This is a genomic window from Geobacillus sp. FSL K6-3411 (assembly GCF_037965715.1).
Classification (GTDB): domain Bacteria; phylum Bacillota; class Bacilli; order Bacillales; family Anoxybacillaceae; genus Geobacillus; species Geobacillus thermodenitrificans.
The window spans coordinates 471,347-492,912 of sequence record NZ_CP150187.1 but is presented as its reverse complement, the minus strand read 5'-3'; the positions used below and the strand labels follow the sequence as shown (position 1 = coordinate 492,912).

Here is a 21,566-nt window from a genome sequence, read left to right as displayed (position 1 = left end):
GTTTCATTGTCCGCCATTTTACAGAAATGAGGGTGCAACGATGCGTTTTGCCATTTTAACCGGAATTGTCGCCATCTCCGGCTTATCTCAGGGGATGCTGCTTCCGTTGTTAGCCATGTTGCTTGACGAAAGCGGTGTCTCTTCAACCGTTAACGGAGCGCACGCTGCCGCACTTTATATAGGAGTGCTTGCCATTTCACCGTTTTTGGAGCATCCACTAGGCAAATATGGATACAAGCCCATGATTATCATGGGTGGTTTTATTGTAATATGTTCGCTCATCCTTTTTCCACTTTTTTCTTCATTTTTCCTTTGGTTGGTTATTCGTTTTTTCATCGGAATGGGCGATCATATGCTTCATTTTGCGACCCAAACATGGATTACCGACTTTTCACCGCCGGCTGAGCGCGGGCGGCGGCTGTCGCTGTACGGCCTAGCGTTTGGCCTTGGTTTTACGGCTGGCCCGCTTCTCGCTTCACTCGCCTCGATTAACGAGGCGCTGCCGTTTTATTTGGCCGCTCTCCTCAGCTTCATCGGGTGGATTGCCGTCTTTTGTCTGCCAAATGAAAAACCAAAAGCATTTGAACGCTCTTCCTCCGCTGCCGGGCGATGGATCGGTGCATGGAAATATGCGTGGCCGGCGCTCTTGCTGCCGCTTGCTTATGGCTTTTTGGAAGCGGCCATTCATTCCGTTTTCCCACTGTACGCCTTGCATAAACGGATGAGCGCCGAACAGATTACGTTGATTTTGCCGTTTTTCTCATTCGGTGGCATCATCTTTCAGCTTCCGCTCGGAGCTCTTAGCGACCGGTTCGGGCGTCGTGTTGCCATCACGGGCGCGCTGCTGGCCGGCATCAGCTGTTTTTTGACCGCGCTCGTTGTTGACACATCGACAGTTGGGCTTGCTACCTGCTTGTTTGCGGCGGGAATGTTTACGGGGTCACTCTTCTCGCTTGGCATTGCCTATATGACCGACCTGTTGCCGAAAACGCTCCTTCCAGCCGGCAATTTGTTGTCCGGCATGCTATACAGCCTCGGCAGCATCATCGGTCCGCCACTTGCCGGCAGCGCTGTTGATGTGACAGCGGACGCTTTTTTCCTTGCGGTCAGCGCTGTTCTCCTCATTCCAGCCGTTTGCCTTGCCAGACGACGGGAACGAGAAAAAGCGGCTTGACCGCATTTTTTATTTTTCTATTTTTTTAAAAAATTCATTGACCACTCTGTTTCCTCTGTTATATAATAAAACCAAGATATTTAGTTTCTGTTTTAAAACAGAGTAAAGGAGTGGCGATAATGAGCAGAGCGGAACGGAAAAATATGATCGAGTTTATCGAAAAAGTACGGGGGTTATCGCGAGAACAACTTGCCTATATGACGGATGCAGAAATCGAGTATATTTACGAGCGTTACTACCACTATCACGAAGAAAGTGTCGAGTAAAGAGATTGTTGCTGAATCGCCTGTACCCGCGTGAAAAAGGGTGATCTCAAGAGATCACCCTTTTTCAATGATAACCGTTTTGACCGTTGGCACTGCTGCTCGTTTTATGTTTTGGCCTGTTTTTTCCTTTTTGTTTCGTTCCCCCGTCTTTTTTCGTATGCTTAGCCATCGTTATCCCCCCTGTATGAAAATCCCCCACACCGTTACGTTATCCGGTTTTCGAGCCATTTATACACGTTAACGCATCCGCTTTCTCCCTTCACGTTCACAATCGAAAATTGCGTTCATTTCTCCACCTAAAACGAGGATCATGCCGGATAAATAAAGCCAAATCATCAAGACGATCAACCCGCCGAGACTTCCGTACATGGCTGTGTAGTTGGCAAAATGGTTGACATAATAGGCAAACGCCAGCGACGTCGCAATCCAGCCGGCGGTGGCGAATAAGGCGCCGCGCACGACATTGACGCAGCGCAACTGTTTGTTCGGGGCGAAATAATAAAGGGCGGTGAAGACAGCAAACAATAACAGCGAGCTTGTCGTCCAGCGGAATGCATTCCATACGGTTAAAAACTGTTCCGATAACCCTAAAGCAGAAAACAAAAACAGCCCGATCGTTCGTCCGAATACCGGCAGCACGAGCGCGACGATAATCACGGCGATCATCCCGAGCGTCAGCGCGACCGACAATCCGCGCGCCACCCAAAATGGACGATTTTCCTCCACATCATAAGCGCGGTTGAACGCCCGCATGATAGCGCGCATCCCGTTTGAGGCGGACCAAACAGCACCAATGATGCTTAATGACAATAGTTTCCCATTTTGCACGTCCATCAAGTGATGCACATTTGTTTCGATGAGATGAAGTGCCTCTTTTGGCGCGTATTGCCGCACAAGAGCGAGCACATCTTCATGCGGAATAGGCAAATACGCCAACAGGGTCATTAAAAACAGCAAAAACGGAAACAGCGATAGAAGAAAGTAATAAGCCAGTTCCGCTGACAACCGTGGAATTTCGTCCTCTGTAAAGCGCCGCGCCAACTCGCGGACGAACATCATATTCACTAACACGGGCTGCCCTCCTTTCCCGTTTTTTCAAAGCGAGTGCATCCCTTTTTGCTCCTCTTTATTCGCCCGCAACAAGCCGATGATCACGGATAATCGCCTCAAGCAAATGCTCGCATCCAGAACGGACAAGGTGATATACTTCCACGAAATTCCCAGTATAATATGGATCCGGCACATCGTCTTTTTCCCGATCCGGCACAAAATCGAGCAAGCGGGCGATTACGGCCGATGAATTGGATCCAGCTAGTCGGCGTAAATCGTTCAAGTTGGCGGCATCCATGGCGATAATATAATCAAATTCCTCCAAATCGCGGCGTTCGACTTGCCGGGCACGGATGCCGGAATAATCAATGTCGTTTTCGTTTAAGATGCGTCTTGTCCCTTCATGTGGCGGTTCGCCGACATGCCAACTGCCCGTCCCCGCCGAATCAACGGCAATAACCCTATCGAGCCCCCGCTCTTTCACTAAATGGCGGAATATCGCTTCGGCCATCGGTGAACGGCAAATGTTTCCAAGGCAAACAAACAACACTTTGACCATCCGAACAACAACCCCTTTCGCTATTTCTACGGCACGTCTCCGATCATTAGTTTTTCTTCTTTTCCTTTCGTCTAGACTTTTTATGCTGCTTTCCGGCATATGGTGCACATTCATCTATATTTTACTACATTGTCCGTTTTTCAGCAGGTAAACCAGCCATATAACCCCTCCCTATTTCCCCCGCCTGTATGGTACAATACATGATATCTTGCCATGAAAGGGGCCAAACAATGGATTTATCGAAACGGTCGGCGGAAAACGTCGAATATATGATCGAGCAGCTGAAGCAAAAATTGAAAGTGATGAACTTTGACGCCCTTAAACCGTCCCATTTTTCCGAAGAATGGTATGATGAATTGAAAGACATTTATGAGATGGTCATGAAGCGCGAGACGTTTAGTCCAAGCGAAATGCAGGCGATTGTTGAAGAGCTTGGGAACTTACGTAAAAAATAGTTTCGCGCCTTTCTCTAAAATGATATGCTTAGACCACCATCCATATTTGAACGTTCTCCCACCTACATTCAACTGGGGTTTCTCGCTTTAGAATGATAAAAAAATAATTCCCATCGAAAAACTGAGATTGACACCAGCGAGAATTGTGCTAAAATTTTAATCAATTACATCCATTACAAACGCTTATCAAGAGCGAGGGAGGGACTGGCCCGATGAACTCCGGCAACCTGCTTCATTTAGCAAGGTGCCAATTCCAGCAAAATGGATTCCATTTTGGAAGATAAGACGTCACTCGTTCTTCTTGCCCTTTCCAAAATGGAAAGGGCATTTTTGTCACCGGGCTGCCGTTTACTAAGTAAATATCCGACTAATTGCGTGGATTTTCTTTGATTTATAAGGAGGGGAAACGATGCTCACGTATGATCGGTGGGAAACGGTAGAAAAACCGTCTTTTCCGTCTGACAATGAAACAAAAGGGGCGCTTGACGTCCTCGCTTGGGCGTACCGCGAATATGGTGACGAAATCGTGTACGCATGCAGCTTTGGCATCGAAGGGATTGTGCTGATCGATTTGATCTCCCAAGTAAAGCCGGATGCGGAAATCGTCTTTTTAGATACCGGGCTGCACTTTCAAGAGACGTACGATACAATCGCGAAGGTGAAAGAAACATATCCTTCCCTCCGCATCATCATGAAACAGCCGCACCTGACGCTGGAAGAACAAGCCGCGCAGTTTGGCGACGAGTTATGGAAACGTGATCCAAACAAATGTTGCGAGCTGCGCAAAGTCATTCCACTGCGCGAAGTGTTGACTGGAGTAACCGCTTGGATTTCCGGCTTGCGCCGCGAACAATCGCCGACACGGCGCCATGTCGAATATGTCAATAAAGATGATAAGTTCCGCTCCATTAAAGTCTGTCCGCTCATCCATTGGACATGGAAAGACGTATGGAACTATGTGTATAAACATAGTCTTCCGTACAATGTACTCCATGACCGCGGCTACCCGAGCATTGGCTGTGCCCCGTGTACAGCGCCGGCATTAGATCCGAACGATTTGCGTTCCGGACGCTGGGCCGGCCAAGGGAAGACAGAGTGCGGGCTCCATCTCACATAGGGGGAACACATATGCTCCTTGCGATTGCCTTTATTGTCTCCTTTTTCTTCGCCATGAACATTGGGGCGAGCGGTGCGGCCGCCTCGATGGGCGTCGCTTACGGATCGGGTGCCATTCCCCGAAAATCGGTCGCCCTCCTTCTTTGTGGCATCAGCGTTTTTCTTGGCAGCCTTGGTGGCGGAGAAGTGGTGAAAACGATCGGCTCGGGAATTATTCCTTCTTCGATCCTTACCGTCAAAATCGTTGTCATTATTTTAACAGCGGCAACCATTTCGCTGTTTGCTGCCAACATCATGGGCATCCCGTTATCGACGAGCGAGATCACCGTGGGAGCGGTCGTCGGTGTCGGTATTGCCTACCAAGCGGTATACTTCAATAAATTGCTATTCATTGTCTCGGTGTGGATCGTCATTCCGATCATTGCCTTTGCGTTTACACTCGCCGTCGGCAAGTGGTTTTTAGCGCTCAAGCGGAAATATCCACAGCTTGAGCAAGGCCGTTGGCAAAAAACGTTTATGACCTTGCTGATTGTCACTGGCTGCTTCGAGGCGTTCTCCGCCGGCATGAACAATGTCGCCAATGCCGTCGGGCCGCTTGTCGGTGCCGGATTGATCTCGGTTGGGCCAGCAACGATTCTCGGCGGTTTGTCCGTCGCTGCTGGAGCGCTCCTGCTTGGACGCCGTGTGTTGGAAACGAACGGAAAGAAAATTACAAATTTTTCTCCATTTGAAGGGAGCGCCATATCGGGTACTGGGGCGTTGCTTGTCATCATCTCATCACTGTTTGGCTTGCCCGTACCGCTCACCCAAATTACGACATCGGCCATTATCGGCATTGGCACGGCAAAGAGCGGTTTATCCATCTGGCAGAAGCGAATTGTTGTGCAGCTCTTAAAAGTATGGCTTGTTTCGCCGATTTTTTCTCTTGTCATTTCATACAGCCTTATTAAACTATTGCTCGACAGCGATGTTTATACTGTCATCGCCATTTTCAGCGTTTGTTTAGCGACGCTCGGCGTTATCAGCTTGAAAAAAACGGCTGTCGAAGAAGAACGCTCGCTTCATGAACATGGCGGTGGCATTTAATCTTAAATATTAAATCTTAAAATCTATCATCCTAGGAGGTTACAAACATGAGTTTAAGCATCCCGCATGGCGGTACATTAATTAACCGTTGGAATCCGGACTATCCGCTCAATGAAGTAACTAAAACGATCGAACTGTCGAATGCAGAATTAAGCGATTTGGAGTTGATCGGCACGGGAGCGTACAGCCCTCTTACTGGCTTTTTAACGAAAGCAGACTACGATGCGGTCGTGGAAACGATGCGCCTCGCTGACGGCACCGTCTGGAGCATTCCGATCACACTCGCAGTGACGGAAGAAAAGGCAAAAGAGCTCGCCATCGGCGATAAAGCCAAACTCGTTTATGGCGGCGACGTCTACGGTGTCATCGAAATTGCCGATATTTACCGTCCGGACAAAACGAAGGAAGCAACGCTCGTTTACAAAACAGACGAACTCGCCCACCCTGGCGTGCGCAAACTGTTTGAAAAACCGGATGTGTACGTCGGTGGAGAGATCACGCTTGTCAAACGAACTGATAAAGGACAGTTCGCCGCGTTTTATTTCGATCCGACAGAAACGCGGAAACGGTTTGCCGAACTTGGATGGAACACCGTTGTCGGCTTCCAAACACGTAATCCGGTTCATCGCGCCCATGAATACATTCAAAAATGTGCGCTTGAGATTGTCGATGGTTTGTTTTTAAATCCGCTCGTTGGCGAAACGAAAGCAGATGACATTCCGGCTGACATCCGGATGGAAAGCTACCAAGTACTGCTTGAAAACTATTACCCGAAAGATCGTGTCTTCTTGGGTGTCTTCCAAGCGGCTATGCGCTATGCCGGACCGCGTGAGGCCATTTTCCATGCCATGGTGCGCAAAAACTTCGGCTGTACACACTTCATTGTCGGCCGTGACCATGCCGGTGTCGGCAATTATTATGGCACCTATGACGCACAAAAAATCTTCTCGAACTTTACGGCTGAAGAACTCGGGATTACGCCGCTCTTTTTCGAACATAGCTTTTATTGCACCAAATGCGAAGGCATGGCGTCGACGAAAACGTGCCCGCATGACGCTGAACATCACGTCGTCCTTTCTGGCACGAAAGTCCGTGAAATGCTGCGCAACGGGCAAGTACCGCCAAGCACGTTCAGCCGTCCGGAAGTGGCTGCCGTCTTGATCAAAGGACTACAAAAACGTGAAGCGGTCACTCCATCAGCTCGCTAAAGGGGGAGCATCATGAGCACGAACATTGTTTGGCATCATACATCGGTCACAAAAACAGATCGGCGCGAGCGTAACGGTCATCATAGCGCCATCCTTTGGTTCACCGGGTTGTCCGGCTCCGGCAAATCAACCGTAGCAAATGCCGTCTCAAGACGGCTGTTTGAGCTCGGCATTCAAAACTACGTATTAGACGGGGACAACATCCGCCATGGGCTCAATAAAGACCTCGGCTTCTCTGCGGCCGACCGGACGGAAAACATTCGCCGCATTGGCGAAGTGGCAAAGCTGTTTGTCGACAGCGGACAGTTTGTTCTCACCGCATTTATCTCTCCGTTTGCCGAAGACCGGGCACTTGTCCGCCGTCTCGTCGAAGAAGACGAGTTTATCGAAATTTATGTTAATTGCCCGCTTGAAGAATGTGAAAAACGCGATCCAAAAGGACTGTACAAAAAAGCGCGCCGCGGCGAAATCCGCGAATTTACTGGCATTGATTCACCGTATGAAGCGCCGGAAGCGCCTGAGTTGACGGTTGAAACACACCGCTACTCTGTCGACGAGTGCGTCGAGCAAGTGCTCGCCTATCTGCGCGAGCGCGGGTTCATTCCGGCCGCCGAAACAAACTGACCGCCATTTCTTGTCTCCCACTAAAAAAGAGTGGGAGACCATTGAACAAAGTCGTTTTCATGCCAAATTAAGCCGTTCACAATAAAAGCACCGCCTTTAGATGGCCAGCTGGGATCATACAAGAAAGGGCTGAAACAACGATGGGCAAAGTGTATCTTGTCGGCGCCGGTCCCGGCGATCCGGAACTCATCACTGTCAAAGGATTAAAATGCATTCAGCAGGCGGATGTCATTTTATATGACCGCCTCATTAACGAAGAGCTGTTGTCGTATGCCAAACCGGGCGCTGAGCTCATCTTTTGCGGCAAGCTGCCCGGCTACCACGTCATGCAACAAGAAACGATCAACCATTCGCTCGTCCTGCACGCCAAAAAAGGAAAAAACGTCGTCCGTCTAAAAGGCGGCGACCCGTTCGTATTCGGGCGCGGCGGCGAAGAGGCTGAGGCGCTCGTCAAACATGGGATTGAGTTTGAGATCGTTCCTGGTGTCACCGCTGCTATCGCTGCGACGGCTTATGCCGGCATCCCCGTCACCCATCGCGAGTTCAGCTCAAGCGTTGCCTTTGTCACCGGACATCGGCGCGACGGAATCCGTGAAGATATCAAATGGGAGAGCCTTGCCAAGGGCATTGATACGATCGCCATTTACATGGGTGTCCACAATTTGCCATATATTTGCGAACAGCTAATCAAATATGGCAAAATGCCAGAGACGCCGGTAGCGGTTATCCAATGGGGAACAACAGCGGCTCAACGAACAGTCACCGGCACGCTGACGACGATCGCCGGGATCGTTGCTAAAGAAAACATTGAAAATCCAAGCATGATCATCATCGGGGATGTCGTCCGGCTACGCGCCAACATTCAATGGTTCGAACGGCTGTTGGCGTCATCTGCAGCTGCTGGTGCAACATCGTGAGGCGGTCGTGATGGAAGCCATTCTATATGTCAGTCACGGCAGCCGCTTCGCTGCAGCCTGCTATGAGGCGGCTCGTTTCGTCGAACAATGCAAAGCAGCCATCGACATCCCGATTCAGGAACTTTGCTTCGTTGAACTGGCAGAACCGGACATTGTGACTGGCGTTGACCGTTGCGTCGCCCAAGGAGCAACGCGCATCATCGTCGTTCCACTGCTGCTTCTATCCGCGGGACACGCGAAGCACGACATTCCAGCGGCGCTCGAGCTCGCGAAACAGCGTCATCCATCTCTTGAAATCGTCTGCGGCACCCCGTTTGGCGTCCATGAATCGATGATCGATATCATCATCGACCGCATCGGTGAACATCCGACGCCACTTGATAACGAATCGATGATTCTTCTCATCGGCCGCGGCAGCAGCGACCCGGATACAAAGCGCGACATCACCGCTATCGCTCGGCTCCTGAAAGAAAAAACGAACGTGCCGCACGTTGACATTTGCTTTCTCGCTGCTATCCATCCGACGCTTGACGAAGGGCTTGAGCAGGCGAACGCATCCATATATCGGCATGTGTTTGTCGTTCCGTATTTATTATTTACCGGCGTCTTAATGAAAACGATCGAACGGAAACTAGAGGCGCTGCCTGTTTCACACCAACAGTGGCATTTATGCTCTTACTTAGGCTATCATCCGCGTCTCGTAACACTTATTCAAGAGCAAGTATTGTCGCTATCGTTGGCGAAAAAAGGAGCTTGAAAAGACAAGCTCCTTTTTTCATGTACATTAGGCCGTATCTATTATATGATGGAAGCAGAACGGTCCCAATGAAGGAGGCTTTACCATATGAAACGGGTTCATGTCATTGTCGAAGGACGTGTACAAGGTGTTGGCTTTCGCTATTTCGTCCAGCACGAGGCACTGAAGCGACAGCTGACCGGCTGGGTAAAAAACAATGACGATGGGACGGTGGAAATGGAAGCCCAAGGCCATGAAAGTGCCGTCCAGCTCTTTTTGGATACGATTGAAGCCGGAACGATGTTTGCTAAAGTCTCTCGTATGCACATTGAGCAGCGCGACGTCCGACCGGATGAAAAACAATTTCGCATTATGTACGGCGGCGGGCTTTAACACCAGCGCCATGTTCAGTACAGTTTGTACGATTGGTCACTGACCGCCCAAAGAAGCCACCTTTCCCTGCAGACAAAAGGCAGCCCTGATGGCTGCATGTCCACTTGCTCCCTTTAACTTAAGATGAAAGCAACTTTAGAAGATGGATGATGTTATCAAAAGCTTACTATAGCGGTTTTGATTTTTGGAACACTTAACCATCATCGATGATTGGAACCCGCGATTTTCATCGGCCTTTTAGGCATTCCCCTGTTAAGCCGGACGCAAATGGGAAGTAGCGTAACGAAAACACGTCTCTAAAATGGCACTATTCGCCTGTTCATTTTTCCACTGTGCCTCAAGGCAAAGCGGATGAAACACATCGATGACGGCTTTCGGGTATTCACCGCATATGTCTACACCCAACACTTTTTTATAGAATAGTAGCAGACGCAAGCAAGCGAGCAATCGAGAAAGCGTCATCATTCCTTGATCCCAGTTCGTAACTGCGTCTTCGCGACGAAGCACGTCTTTATCGATGCTTATATACACGCTTCCGGTCGGGATGGCCTTCAGAAGCTCATTCGGCCATTCATCATGATCAGCAAATGGAAAAACAGTGATGTTTGGAGATAAACGGAGATTACGCGGAGAAAATGATGGGCCAACAATCACAACTTTTCGCAGCTGCGCGTACTGAAGCGCATGAGCCACCCACGATCCGCATGAAATGAGGCTGCTTTCGTCCTGTTCAGCGTCCGTATGGTGGTCAAACAGCACAAGCGTAAACGGTTCGCTTATTTCCCTTAACAACAAATACGTGACATAATGGTAGTTGCCGCTCCCGATCAGCACCGCCCCACGGGTTCGCCGCCGGCGTAACCGTCTTTCAATCTCGGCAAGCGCCGCTTCGCTGCAATACAAATTTGTCTCCGGTACGTCAGCGAGATCAATCCACTCGTGTGGAAAACAAAACAGCCGCTTTTGTGGCCGGTACGTACCGTCAAAATTGAGCACAGTGACACCGTTACCTTGAAACCCCATTTCTCCTCACCCTTTCCTTCCGCTGAATCATTATTCAACGCCTCTAAGGTGTGGATGAGTCCAAGATGTAGCCTTTTCTATTATACAATGAGAGACGAAATATTTCCGTTCTTATGCTCTCGTCATGTACAATATATAGAAAGCAACTAAAGGAGGGACCTGCATGCAGCCGATCGACACCACCGCTGTACAAGAGGCACTGAACCGCTTGGCTAACCGCGACATATATATTCATTTAGAAACAACGAACGGAGCATACGCTTCTCATCATAACGAAGGTTTTTTTTCCGCTGGCGCTTACATCCGCAACGCCCTCATCCGCTTCACCCGCGGCAAAATCACCGGTCCAGGTCCATATCGCGTCGGGCTGAAGCTGGACATCGGCTGGGTGTATGCTGAAGGGTTAACCCATTGGGAATGGACGAAAGAAGGACAATTGCTGTTAGCAGGACATGATTATGAAGGGAAACTGGCGGTCGCTCTTGAGCTGAGTGACAAGCCATTTGCCTAAGGAGGGGAGTCCGATGAACGAACAACATGTACTCGTTGTCTTTCCCCACCCGGACGATGAAGCGTTCGGCGTCTCGGGAACAATCGCCCAGTATGTGCAAAGCGGCACACCGGTGACATACGCTTGCTTGACGCTTGGCGAAATGGGAAGAAATATGGGCGTGCCCCCGTTCGCCAATCGTGAAACATTGCCATTGATTCGCAGACAAGAATTAGAGGAAGCATGCCGCGTTCTCGGTATTCACGATTTGCGCTTGCTCGGCTATCGCGACAAAACCGTCGAATTCGAAGATGAAGAAGAACTTGCCGACCGGATTGCAGCCATCGTCGCAGAAACAAACCCGTCGCTTGTCATTACATTTTATCCTGGCTACAGTGTCCACCCCGATCATGATGCATGCGGGGCTGCTGTCATCCGCGCTTTGAAGCGGTGGCCAAAAGAGCAACGGCCGACCGTTTATTGTGTCGCCTTTTCCAAAAACTGCGAACAAGACCTCGGTCAGCCGGATATTGTCCGCGATGTTAGCTCAGTGATTGATACGAAACTCGCCGCCATTCGCGCTCACCGCTCCCAAACGGAAGGGCTGATGCAGGCAGCCTCTAAGCGCGGCGACGCGCTCGCCTGGCTGAAAACAGAGCGGTTTTGGACGTACCGGTGGGACGATTAACAGAAAGGAGCCGTTGAAAAGGTCGCCTTTTTTCAAGAGAGATAGACATTCTCTTACGGAGATGTTCAACGCTTTATACAGTGCTGAAAAGGGTGCTCCGCTGCTTTTAGGACACCCTCTTCTCGTTTGTTTCACGACTGCTAGGAAGCAAGCAAACCGAAGCCATCCACAATGTGTATATCGAGAGGTTCAGCGTTCTCTCCCCTTCTTGCTGCTTCGTTCTTTTTCCTTTGCCAATAAGTGAGAAAATTCCTCGCCCCAACGACCGCTTTGCCGGAACGAATCAGCAGCGAGCGCCTGAAACAGCCGCTTTCGTCCCTCGGGGTCCGCGACTTCGCGCAACACGATATCGCGGGCTTGCTGCAAAAACTCGAGATACGGCCCGTACTCTTCTCCGTATTGATCTTCAAGTTCGCGGCGGATGCGGCGGGCGACCGCTGGGCTTGCTCCTTCGGTCGAAACCGCGATCGTTAATGGGCCGCGGCGGATGACCGCCGGAACATGAAAATCACACCGTTGTGGGGCATCAACGACATTGAGCAGTTGCCCCGGCGCTGCCGCCTGTGCCACTGCCTCGTTCACCTTGTCATCGTTCGTCGCAGCGATGACGAGAAACGCCCCTTCCAAATCACTAGGGGCAAATGTCTTGATACGCCAGACAATCGTTCCCGCTGCTGCTAACGCTTGAAGCTCCGGTTCCGCTTCAGGGGCGACCATCACAACATCTGCTCCTGCCTCTAGCAGTCCTCGGATTTTCCGCGCCGCCACCTTCCCCCCGCCGACAACGACCGCCCGTCGGCCGCGTAAATGGAGAATGACCGGGTATCCCATGACATACCCCTCCCCTCGCGATGAGCCTCGTTCCCTTCCATCAGCCAATTCAATGATAAAAAAAGAAGCCGTGCATGGAACACGGCTTTTCTTTCATTATATCACCCTTCTTTGACTTCTTGAAGACATTTCGCCAACCGCTCGTTTTCCTTTTTCATATGCTCGAGCCATTGTGGAAGCAGTTTTTTCATTGCCTCTTGGTCATTGTTCTCCATGGCCTGTCTTGTTTGCTCGTGAAGCATATGGAGTCGCTGTTTCTCTTCTTTTGTCATCCAATGTTTCTTTTTATGTAACTGTTTCAGTTCTTGCTTAAACTGTTCTTTCGTTATTTTTTTGTTCGCGAGCTGATCGATGAGCCGATCAAGCGCCGCTTCACGCTCTTTTTTCATTTGCTTGTACTTTTCTTTCATTGCCTTCTTTACTTTTTCATCCTCGAACTGTTGGCGCAGCGCTTTCCGTTCGTCGAGTACTTTTTTCCACTCGCCAGCTTGCTCCGGCGTATATGTTTGAACCATTTCCATCCACTTTTGTTCATCAAGCGCTCCGTGCTTCCACATATGCCCGACCGGCAAATGAACGTTGACGGCTTCATGATGACCGGCAGTTACCCATGACGGCATCGCCAGCACAAGAGAAGCAAAAAATGCCATCCATACGCTTTTCACGTTTTTTCACTCCTTTTCTTTTTCGTTTTTTCTTCACGGCAACTTAGACTCGCTTAGTTAACAGTTTCCTCGCGTATGCTGCTACCTCTCCTTTCCCACGATCGTTCCTTCCTATTTTTCCCCGTTTTTTGGTCATCATTGCATAAAAAATAAGGAGGCTCGCAAAAAATCGAACCTCCCTATGTTTATTGAGCGAAAACGTTTAGCGAAATTTTTCCTCAATGCGCCGCCCGTAATCGCGCAGTGCCTTTGAGTTTGTTTGTTGCCGTTTTTTCATTAATTCAGCAAAGCGGAGCTGTTTTTCTGTCCATTTTTTCATCAGTTCTTTCTTTTTCTCGTCATCCTCGCAACAGCGAAGCAAATCTTCAAGCGTCATCAGTTCTTTTCGCAATTCCGTCTCTTCCGTCACATACCCAGCGTTTTTCAGCAATAAATACCCGATCCGTAACTCTTCCGGAATGTGGGAAACATCCTCGAGCTCAAGCGGCTTCCCAAAACCAGGCAACTCGTCAAACTCTCCGTTTTTCATCGCTTCACGAATTTTCTCTTCGGCAATGCGCCAAAACCCATCCATTTTACGTCAGCTCCTGTGCCTGCCGCCTCGCATGCTGTTCAGTTAAAAAACGAACAAATTCGCCATACGGAAGCGGCGGGGAAAAGTAATATCCTTGCGCTTCATCACACCGTTTTCCTTGTAAATAGGCCGCTTCGGTCTCTGTTTCTACTCCTTCGGCTAATACTTTTACACCTATATTATGCCCGAGGCGGATAATGGACGGCAAGATGACATCTTTTTTTCCTTGAATATGCTGGACAAATGAACGGTCAATTTTCAGCCGATCGATCGGCAAATCAGTCAAGTAGCTGAGCGAGCTGTAACCGGTGCCGAAATCGTCCATGCTGATCGTCACGCCGAGCGACTTCAGTTTCGACAAAATATCGAATGCATGCTCTGTATCCATCGTCATTCGCTCTGTAATTTCAAGATCTAAATGGTGCGGCGGCAGCCCGGTGTCAGCGAGCAGGCGGGCGAGCTTATCGACAAACCGTCGGCTTTCAAATTCGTACGGCGACAAATTGACAGAGACAGACAAATGGGGAAACTGATCGATCAGCTGTTTCGTTTGCTGGCAGGCGGTGCGAATCACCCATTCGTTGATTCGAATAATCATTCCTGTTTGTTCAGCGATTGGAATAAATAGGGATGGCGGAATGAATCCTTTTTCCGGGTGGCGCCAACGAATAAGCGCTTCCATACCAATGACTTGTCGATCATAAAGCCGAATCTGCGGCTGGTAGTACAGCTCGAACTCTTCCCTTTCAAGCGCACGCCGTAAATCACGTTCCATGGCCATCTTTTCATGCAGCCGGTCAGCCATCGGTTCGTTGAAAAAGAGAAAATCACTCACCACTTTTTCCCTCGCCTCATAGCGAGCAATATCTGCCTTGCGGATTAACGTTTTTGTCTCCTCTCCATCCTTTGGATAGACGCTGATGCCAACGTTTACAGTCACATATAATTCAAGGCCGTTAACAGCAATCGGTTCGTCTGCAACTTCAATCAACCGTTTTGCAGCTTCCTCTGCTTTTTCATTTGAGCTATCTGGCAGCACAGCGATAAATTCATTCCCGCTCCAACGTCCGACCGTTATTCCTTCTTGCTCACTCCAACGACGTGCCAAATGGAGCAACACTTCATCTCCAACGGCATAGCCGTAAAAATCGTTAATCGTCTTAATGCTAGTCACCTCTAAAAGCATAACTGCTGCTTCTCGATGAAATCTTTTTGCATCAGCAAGACGGCGCTCCACTACCTTATACATCGCCTCTTTGTTCGCCAGCCCGGTCAATTCGTCATGGCTGACGATATCGTGCATAGGCTCTTCGTTTTGTTTTTGCGCCGTTAAATCGCGGACGGCGACGACCGTTACTTTTTGCCCTTCATCATCGTAGCAATGCTGAACGATTTCCGCCGGAAACACCGCTCCATCTTTTCGGCGCAGCTCGATTTCAAATCGCTCCACCCCGTTGTTCGAACAACTCGGCCTCATTGATCCGTCGACAACTACATCATTGATTGGCAAGTGAACGAGTTCGCTTTCCCTATAACCAAGCAGACGGCATGCCGCTTCGTTGACCTCGACAATTTTCCCGGAGGCACACACGATGACTCCTTCCATCGTCATTTCTGCCAACTGCCGCAATCGCTGCTCGTTCGCCGCTAGCGTTTTTTTATGGGCGGCCAACACCTTCCGTCCTATTTGTCGATGCAGCACCAACAAATAAATGGAGACGGCAATGAAATAAATCATCATCATGATTGCTGCTGCCTTTTGCCGCTCTTTTTTCAAGCGCCGCTCATATACCTTCGCATCATAATCGATGCCGACGACTGCGTTTACTGTCCCGTCAAGCCCATGAATCGGCATAAATGTGCTGATGCTTTTCCCGGATCCGTCCGCCCTCGGATGCTTTTCCATTGCAAATCGGCCGCGAAACGCTTCCTCTATTTCTGCAAAAGCATGACGGTAAATCGTCCCGGGCGGAACAGCCTGCTCATGTTTTCCGTCGATGCGGCCGCTCCGGCTGCCATCGACCGCTGGAGCCACAACAACATACAACTCGCCGTGCTCGTTCTTTTTTAACGTATATACACTACGCACGAGGCCGTGTTGCTGCCATCGTCCAAGTGCAGCTAGGATCGAATGATACACAGGCAGACGATCCGCGTTTTCATCAAGCTGCTCATGTCCCCTGGCGGCCAAATCACTGGCAATCATGCCGGCGATTTGCTTCGCGCTTTCCTTGTATTCACCATATTCGCGGTTCTCCGCTTCATCAATCCAGGCTATTCCGCCGCCTAAAAGAAAGAGTGAACATATAAAGAAGGCGGCAGTCAGCTTCGGTGCTGCGCTCCATGGTGACAATGCCCCGTGCTGCTTTGCCATCCGATGGGCATACATATAAACAGCACTAGCTGTCAAGAGAACTCCTAATATGTATACAAGATATTCGAATTTATTCGACATCAATCATCACCGTCATAGATTTTTCGACGCGCTTCTTTCATTATAAAGTTAGTTCTCCCAACTCGCTTCCCTCCGCCGTTCCTATTCGTTCGACAACTTCCGACATACACTCAAGCTTACCATAGGACTATAGAACCAAAAAAATATGGATATATAAGCACCATATCTCGAAAAGAACACAGAAAAAAGATTAACATAAACCATTATTACTAGGTCTTATGTTTGTAATCTCATTGTAACATTATTTAATTCAACTGTAAAAAACAAGACTGTTTTCCTCTGTTATACTATAGTCAAATGATGTCGAATCGAAAGAGATCTTGTCGGGGGTTTAGGGAAAATGAAAAAATGGCTTACTCTTTTGTCTCTGTCTATGATTGTCCTATTTTCCTCCTTGTTTGTAAACGTTTCTGACACCAGTGCAGCAGCTAATAAAACACGCCTGATCGCTGAAGCCAAAAAGCTCATCGGCACTCCTTATCGGTATGGCGGCACAACACCAAAAGGATTCGATTGCTCCGGGTTTGTTTATTACACACATAAAAAAGTGGGCGTTACTTTGCCCCGTTCTTCCAAAGAAATGTATAAAAAAGGTAAGTATGTACATAAGTCGAATTTAAAACCGGGAGATTTAGTGTTCTTTAACACTTCGAAACGAACAAAAGGCGTTTCCCATGTTGCGATTTACATTGGAAACAACCGAGTCATCCATGCCGTTTCGCGCGGTGTTAAAATTGATAATTTAAACAGCTCCTACTGGAAAACGAAATATGTCGGAGCTAAACGGTTGTAATGGTTTCAGTGAACGAAGAGCTCTCTGTCCTATTAGGCTCGCCTAATAGGCAGGGAGTTTTATTATGGCCAAAAAAAGCGGCTCTCCACAATCGGAGAGCCCAATATATATTCATAGGGGATCGGGGGAATACTTGGAAAACGTTACGCTATTATTCATTTCCTCCCTTTTCGTTTTTTATACATGAAAATAAAAATTTTTTTGCATTCCTTTCCCTATCGTCTGATAAGTGAAGTGAATTCATCCAAAAACAGAGACCGGCTAATTCACGAACCTTGCATGTGCCCGCAACGATGCTTTTCGAAGAATCATAAATATGCCACATAAGCAATTCTCTTGTATGCATCTAACATAACCGTCATAAATCAACGACATATGTCGAATGTTTATAGATGATGATTTGTTGTCCGTTCATCGATTTTTGATAAAGGCAGGTGTTTTCATTGTTCGCTTCCTCAGAGCTGGGCATCGATTTAGGGACAATGAATGTCCGGCTGTTTAGTCAAACGAAGGGGCTTCTTTTTGACGAACCGGCAGCGATCGCCTATAACCGTCAAGCGGACAAGCTGATGGCGATCGGCCAAAAAGCAAAGCAAATGATCGGCAAAGCTCCGGCTCATGTCGAGGTCACCTATCCACTGCGAAATGGCGTTATCGCTGATTTTGACCAAGCAAAAGCGTTGTTGCAACAAGTCTTCAAACAATCCAGCAGACAGCTCGGCCTCTCCTTCAAAAAACCGAGCATCGTTATGAGCGTTCCGTTTCACGCCACCTCCGTCGAACGCCGCTCTTTTTATGAAATCGCCAAACATTGTGGAGCGAAGCATATTCATTTCATCGAAGAGCCAGTCGCAGCGGCTATTGGAGCTGATTTGCCGGTGGGCGAACCTGTCGCCAACGTCATCGTACATTTAGGAGCCGGCAAAACGGAAGCTGCGATTATCTCGTTTGGCGGCGTTGTTGCTTGTCAGTCGCTTCGTATCGGCGGCAACCAGCTTGACGAAGACATTATGCAATATGTTCGCCAACGCTACAATTTGTTAATTGGCGAACAAACAGCTGAACAAGTGAAAATCGAAATTGGCAGTGCTCCGGGAACTAGCTTGACGCAACCGATGACCATTCACGGCCGTGATTTTGTTACTGGATTTCTTAAAGCCGTTTCCCTTGATCCGGCTGAAGTACAACAGGCCATCAAAGAATCGCTTCTGCAAATTGCCGAAGCCATTCGTTCTGTCCTTGAAGAGTGCCCGGCCGAACTAAGCGGCGATATTATCGACCGCGGCATTGTTCTCACTGGAGGAGGAGCCTTGCTTCACGGCATTGAGCAATGGCTAAGTGCTACACTGCACGTGCCGGTGCATGTGGCGCCAAACCCAGCTGAGGCGGTCGCCATCGGCACCGGAAAAGCGTTGCAGGCGATACCGAAACGGCTCAGCACAGCGCTGTAACGAGCTAGGCTCCCTCTAGCCATCGACAAAAAACAAATGGTCGACCACTTGTACGGATGGATACTTTACCATTCATCATGAAAACCCCCGCCATGGACGCGGGGGTTTTCATTTTCATATGAATGAACAGTTGCCTTCGTGCTTTCGTCGCGTTGGAGCCGCCGATCCACACGGAAAGGTTTACACCGACCTCGCATTACGACGTTTGCCGGATGCGTTCTTCCTCTCTTACTGCTTGTGCTCCTTCAGCCGCCTCAAGCAACAAATCCACAATATGGACCGCACGGACGCTTTCTGTCAACCCGGCTCGCTCGATGCCAAGCTTCATTTGCAGCAAACACCCTGGATTCGCGGTGACGATCGTCGTGGCTTTCGTTTGTTTCGCCATTTCCATTTTATAATCTAAAATTTGCATCGACATTTCTGGCTCAACGAGATTGTAAATGCCGGCCGAACCACAGCAGCGATCGGCATCTTTCATTTCACGAAACTCAGCCCCTTCAATCGCTCGCAGCAGGCGGCGCGGAGCTGATGCTGTTTTCATCACGTTTCGCAAATGGCACGAATCTTGGTAGGTGATCGTTTGCGGCGCAACGCGAAGCGGCAGTTGATGAAACTCGAGTTCGACAAGCACTTCAGAGACATCTTTGATCTTCGCGGCAAACGCCGCCGCCCGATCGCACCATTCTGGATCGTCCTTCAGCAAGTGATCGTATTCAAGCAAAAACGCACCACAACCGCCTGCGTTCGTCACAATATAGTCGACGTCCAACTGTTCAAAAGCAGCAATATTTCGTTTCGCTAACTCTTTCGCCATCTCTTTTTCCCCCCCATGACCGTGCAACGCTCCACAGCAACCTTGAGATGGCGGAATGATGACTTCACAGCCGGCGAGCTGCAATAGACGCATCGTCGCATCGTTTGTTGTCATAAACATCGTATCCATCAAACAGCCGGTGAAAAAAGCGACTCGTTTTTTTGCTGGCTCATCCGGATTCAGGCGATGTGGCCGATTTTTCATCTCTTTTGCCGTCGGCACGTCCGGCAGCACGCGCTCCATTTGCCGGAACGATGCCGGCAACAGGCGAAGCAGACCAGTTTTGCGGACAATTGCCCGCAAGCCGGAACGCTGATACCAACCGAGAAATGCGGTCGCCTTTCGCATTCGCTCTTGATATGGAAACAGCCCGGCAAATACAAGCTTGCGCACAAGACGGACGTGAAGCGGCATTCGCTTGTGCTGCGCGATAATATTGCGCGCCTCTTCAAGCAAATGGCCATAGCGGACGCCAGACGGACAAACTTGTTCACATGCCCGGCAGCCTAAACATAAGCTAAGCGACCGCTCGACTTCCTCATCCGGCTCGATCAGCCCATCCACAACTGCTTTCATTAAGGCGATCCGGCCGCGCGGCGACTGGGTTTCTTGCTGTCCGGATTCAATGTATGTTGGACACGACGGCAAACAAAAACCACAGCGCATGCAGTTCATTAATTCATCCTCATCCATCCGTTCTTGAAACGCTTTTTGAATGTGCGCTTGTTCTGTCTTCGTTGTCATCGTGTCACCACCACCCGTTTTCTCGTGCTTTTAGCGAACACTTTGCCTGGATTCATAATGTTGTTCGGGTCGAGCGCCTGTTTGATCGCTTTCATGGCAGCAATGCCAGCCGGTCCAAGCTTCCATTCCAGATACGGTGCTTTCATCGCTCCGACACCGTGTTCACCAGTGATCGTTCCTCCTAATTCAATCGCTTTGGCGAAAATTTCTTCAAACGCTTTTTCTACCCGCTCCATTTCCTCGCGGTTGCGGGCATCGGTCGGACAGGTTGGATGCAAGTTGCCATCGCCAGCATGTCCGAACGTACAAATTTTGAGTTGATATTTCGCTGCGATCTCATTGATGGCTTTCACCATTTTTGCAATTTCCGAACGTGGCACGGTCGCATCTTCTAAAATCGTCGTCGGTTTCAAGCGAGCCAGTGCCGATAACGCCGCTCGTCTCGCTGTCCGCAGCGCCTCAGCCTCTTCCTCTGAGCGGGCAAGTTCAACAGACACAGCTTGCTCTGAGCGGCAAATATCAGCCATCTTTTTCATATCGCGTTCCACGACTTCTTTTGGCCCATCCTGTTCAATGAGCAAAACGGCTTTCACATCGGTCGGCAAACCGATGCGAGCGTAGTCCTCAACAACTTCCAACGTCGGTTGGTCTAAAAACTCAAGCGTTGCGGGGATGATTTGATTGGCAATGATTTTCGATACAGAACGGGCAGCTGCCTCTAAATCTTGGTAAAGAGCAAGCATCGTCTGTTTCGTCTCTGGCATGGGGATCAGTTTCAACGTTGCTTCGGTAACAATGCCAAGCGTCCCTTCCGCTCCGACAAGCAGACGAGTTAAGTCATAGCCAGCCACATCTTTTGCCAGCTTGCCGCCCGTGCGGATGACATCGCCATTTGCCAAGACGACTTCTAATCCGAGTACATAATCGCGTGTCACTCCATATTTGAGACCTCGCAAGCCGCCGGAATTTTCACTAATGTTGCCGCCGATCGTCGAGATTTTCATCGACCCGGGATCTGGTGGATAAAACAACCCTTTTTCCTCAACGGCTCTCATGAGGTCGAGCGTGATCACCCCTGGTTGAACAGTCGCCGTCAAGTTTTCTTCATCAATTTCTAAAATGCGGTTCATATGTTTAAACAGCAGGACGATACCGCCTTCAACTGGACATGTACCCGCACAAAGGTTCGTTCCCGATCCACGCGGTACGATCGGAATTCGATATTCATTGCAAATTTTCGCAATTTCCGCCACCTCTTGTGTATTTCGGGGTGCAACAACTGCATCGGGAAGCGATTGGAACTGTGGCGTCGCATCGTAGGAATAAACGAGCCGCCCAGCCTTCGTATCATCGTAATTTTCCGCTCCGACAATTTGAATCAACCGTTTTTTCGCTTCGTTTGGAATCAACTGTCTCACCTCTTCCAAAGTGGTTGATGCTCATGGACAGCG

General features: G+C 49.4%; 23 protein-coding genes and 1 riboswitch. Of the genes, 14 read left to right on the top strand and 9 right to left on the bottom strand.

Annotation, left to right across the window (positions count from 1 at the left end; all coding sequences use genetic code 11):
- Nucleotides 1–40 precede the first annotated feature (40 nt).
- On the top strand, nucleotides 41–1,174 hold the full coding sequence (locus NSQ22_RS02440) for an MFS transporter (protein ID WP_008881198.1): 1,134 nt from the start codon (nucleotides 41–43) through the stop codon (nucleotides 1,172–1,174).
- Between the two features lie 119 nt (nucleotides 1,175–1,293).
- Nucleotides 1,294–1,440: a BH0509 family protein gene (locus tag NSQ22_RS02435; RefSeq protein ID WP_008881199.1), complete on the top strand. Its 147-nt coding sequence runs from the start codon at nucleotides 1,294–1,296 to the stop codon at nucleotides 1,438–1,440.
- A 237-nt stretch (nucleotides 1,441–1,677) separates the two neighbouring features.
- On the opposite strand, the gene NSQ22_RS02430 is transcribed toward NSQ22_RS02435, so the two are convergent.
- Both NSQ22_RS02430 and NSQ22_RS02425 read right to left on the bottom strand, forming a co-directional pair.
- Complete coding sequence (locus tag NSQ22_RS02430; RefSeq protein WP_008881201.1) at nucleotides 1,678–2,511, bottom strand: YihY/virulence factor BrkB family protein; 834 nt, start codon at nucleotides 2,509–2,511, stop codon at nucleotides 1,678–1,680.
- A gap of 55 nt (nucleotides 2,512–2,566) precedes the next feature.
- Nucleotides 2,567–3,049 carry a low molecular weight protein-tyrosine-phosphatase gene (locus NSQ22_RS02425; protein WP_011886755.1) on the bottom strand — a complete coding sequence of 161 codons (483 nt, stop codon included), beginning with the start codon at nucleotides 3,047–3,049 and terminating at the stop codon, nucleotides 2,567–2,569.
- A gap of 230 nt (nucleotides 3,050–3,279) precedes the next feature.
- Between NSQ22_RS02425 and NSQ22_RS02420 the strand changes: the two genes are divergently transcribed.
- The 8 genes from NSQ22_RS02420 to NSQ22_RS02385 all read left to right on the top strand — a co-directional run bounded on the left by NSQ22_RS02420 (nucleotide 3,280) and on the right by NSQ22_RS02385 (nucleotide 9,584).
- On the top strand, nucleotides 3,280–3,504 hold the full coding sequence (locus tag NSQ22_RS02420; protein ID WP_008881203.1) for a DUF1128 domain-containing protein: 225 nt from the start codon (nucleotides 3,280–3,282) through the stop codon (nucleotides 3,502–3,504).
- A 180-nt stretch (nucleotides 3,505–3,684) separates the two neighbouring features.
- Nucleotides 3,685–3,791: riboswitch (SAM riboswitch) on the top strand.
- Nucleotides 3,792–3,913: 122 nt separating this feature from the next.
- Entirely contained in the window at nucleotides 3,914–4,621 is a 708-nt protein-coding gene (locus tag NSQ22_RS02415) for a phosphoadenylyl-sulfate reductase (protein WP_008881204.1), read from the top strand.
- An 11-nt stretch (nucleotides 4,622–4,632) separates the two neighbouring features.
- Nucleotides 4,633–5,706, top strand: a complete 1,074-nt coding sequence (locus NSQ22_RS02410; protein ID WP_008881205.1) for an inorganic phosphate transporter — start codon at nucleotides 4,633–4,635, stop codon at nucleotides 5,704–5,706.
- Between the two features lie 47 nt (nucleotides 5,707–5,753).
- The gene (sat, locus tag NSQ22_RS02405; RefSeq protein ID WP_008881206.1) at nucleotides 5,754–6,914 is read left to right on the top strand and encodes a sulfate adenylyltransferase; all 1,161 of its coding nucleotides are present in this window, start codon (nucleotides 5,754–5,756) and stop codon (nucleotides 6,912–6,914) included.
- Nucleotides 6,915–6,926: 12 nt separating this feature from the next.
- Nucleotides 6,927–7,538, top strand: a complete 612-nt coding sequence (gene cysC / locus NSQ22_RS02400) for an adenylyl-sulfate kinase (RefSeq protein ID WP_008881207.1) — start codon at nucleotides 6,927–6,929, stop codon at nucleotides 7,536–7,538.
- 140 nt (nucleotides 7,539–7,678) lie between these two features.
- The gene (gene cobA / locus NSQ22_RS02395) at nucleotides 7,679–8,455 is read left to right on the top strand and encodes a uroporphyrinogen-III C-methyltransferase (protein ID WP_008881208.1); all 777 of its coding nucleotides are present in this window, start codon (nucleotides 7,679–7,681) and stop codon (nucleotides 8,453–8,455) included.
- A 10-nt stretch (nucleotides 8,456–8,465) separates the two neighbouring features.
- The gene (locus tag NSQ22_RS02390) at nucleotides 8,466–9,212 is read left to right on the top strand and encodes a sirohydrochlorin chelatase (protein WP_008881209.1); all 747 of its coding nucleotides are present in this window, start codon (nucleotides 8,466–8,468) and stop codon (nucleotides 9,210–9,212) included.
- Between the two features lie 87 nt (nucleotides 9,213–9,299).
- Nucleotides 9,300–9,584: an acylphosphatase gene (locus NSQ22_RS02385; protein ID WP_008881210.1), complete on the top strand. Its 285-nt coding sequence runs from the start codon at nucleotides 9,300–9,302 to the stop codon at nucleotides 9,582–9,584.
- Between the two features lie 252 nt (nucleotides 9,585–9,836).
- Here the strand turns inward: NSQ22_RS02385 and NSQ22_RS02380 are convergent, their stop codons facing one another.
- On the bottom strand, nucleotides 9,837–10,607 hold the full coding sequence (locus NSQ22_RS02380; RefSeq protein ID WP_008881211.1) for an arginase family protein: 771 nt from the start codon (nucleotides 10,605–10,607) through the stop codon (nucleotides 9,837–9,839).
- A 163-nt stretch (nucleotides 10,608–10,770) separates the two neighbouring features.
- On the opposite strand from NSQ22_RS02380, the gene NSQ22_RS02375 reads away from it, so the two are divergent.
- Together NSQ22_RS02375 and bshB2 are read left to right on the top strand one after the other, a co-directional pair.
- Entirely contained in the window at nucleotides 10,771–11,118 is a 348-nt protein-coding gene (locus NSQ22_RS02375; RefSeq protein WP_008881212.1) for a YojF family protein, read from the top strand.
- A gap of 13 nt (nucleotides 11,119–11,131) precedes the next feature.
- Nucleotides 11,132–11,785: a bacillithiol biosynthesis deacetylase BshB2 gene (gene bshB2 / locus NSQ22_RS02370; RefSeq protein ID WP_029761481.1), complete on the top strand. Its 654-nt coding sequence runs from the start codon at nucleotides 11,132–11,134 to the stop codon at nucleotides 11,783–11,785.
- Between the two features lie 189 nt (nucleotides 11,786–11,974).
- Here the strand turns inward: bshB2 and NSQ22_RS02365 are convergent, their stop codons facing one another.
- The 4 genes from NSQ22_RS02365 to NSQ22_RS02350 form a co-directional block, all read right to left on the bottom strand.
- Nucleotides 11,975–12,616 carry an NAD(P)-dependent oxidoreductase gene (locus tag NSQ22_RS02365; RefSeq protein ID WP_008881214.1) on the bottom strand — a complete coding sequence of 214 codons (642 nt, stop codon included), beginning with the start codon at nucleotides 12,614–12,616 and terminating at the stop codon, nucleotides 11,975–11,977.
- A gap of 101 nt (nucleotides 12,617–12,717) precedes the next feature.
- Complete coding sequence (locus NSQ22_RS02360) at nucleotides 12,718–13,281, bottom strand: hypothetical protein (RefSeq protein ID WP_008881215.1); 564 nt, start codon at nucleotides 13,279–13,281, stop codon at nucleotides 12,718–12,720.
- A 202-nt stretch (nucleotides 13,282–13,483) separates the two neighbouring features.
- Nucleotides 13,484–13,855 carry a DnaJ family domain-containing protein gene (locus tag NSQ22_RS02355; RefSeq protein ID WP_008881216.1) on the bottom strand — a complete coding sequence of 124 codons (372 nt, stop codon included), beginning with the start codon at nucleotides 13,853–13,855 and terminating at the stop codon, nucleotides 13,484–13,486.
- 1 nt (nucleotide 13,856) lies between these two features.
- Nucleotides 13,857–16,310, bottom strand: a complete 2,454-nt coding sequence (locus NSQ22_RS02350) for an EAL domain-containing protein (RefSeq protein WP_029761483.1) — start codon at nucleotides 16,308–16,310, stop codon at nucleotides 13,857–13,859.
- A gap of 340 nt (nucleotides 16,311–16,650) precedes the next feature.
- On the opposite strand from NSQ22_RS02350, the gene NSQ22_RS02345 reads away from it, so the two are divergent.
- Both NSQ22_RS02345 and mreBH read left to right on the top strand, forming a co-directional pair.
- On the top strand, nucleotides 16,651–17,103 hold the full coding sequence (locus NSQ22_RS02345) for a C40 family peptidase (protein ID WP_008881218.1): 453 nt from the start codon (nucleotides 16,651–16,653) through the stop codon (nucleotides 17,101–17,103).
- Between the two features lie 443 nt (nucleotides 17,104–17,546).
- Nucleotides 17,547–18,554 carry a rod-share determining protein MreBH gene (gene mreBH, locus NSQ22_RS02340; RefSeq protein WP_008881219.1) on the top strand — a complete coding sequence of 336 codons (1,008 nt, stop codon included), beginning with the start codon at nucleotides 17,547–17,549 and terminating at the stop codon, nucleotides 18,552–18,554.
- 196 nt (nucleotides 18,555–18,750) lie between these two features.
- On the opposite strand, the gene NSQ22_RS02335 is transcribed toward mreBH, so the two are convergent.
- Both NSQ22_RS02335 and glcD read right to left on the bottom strand, forming a co-directional pair.
- Nucleotides 18,751–20,115: a (Fe-S)-binding protein gene (locus NSQ22_RS02335; protein ID WP_008881220.1), complete on the bottom strand. Its 1,365-nt coding sequence runs from the start codon at nucleotides 20,113–20,115 to the stop codon at nucleotides 18,751–18,753.
- Nucleotides 20,112–21,524 (bottom strand): glycolate oxidase subunit GlcD, encoded by a 1,413-nt coding sequence (gene glcD, locus NSQ22_RS02330; RefSeq protein ID WP_008881221.1) that lies wholly within the window; start codon nucleotides 21,522–21,524, stop codon nucleotides 20,112–20,114. Before glcD ends, NSQ22_RS02335 begins: the two co-directional genes overlap by 4 nt.
- Nucleotides 21,525–21,566: the final 42 nt, after the last annotated feature.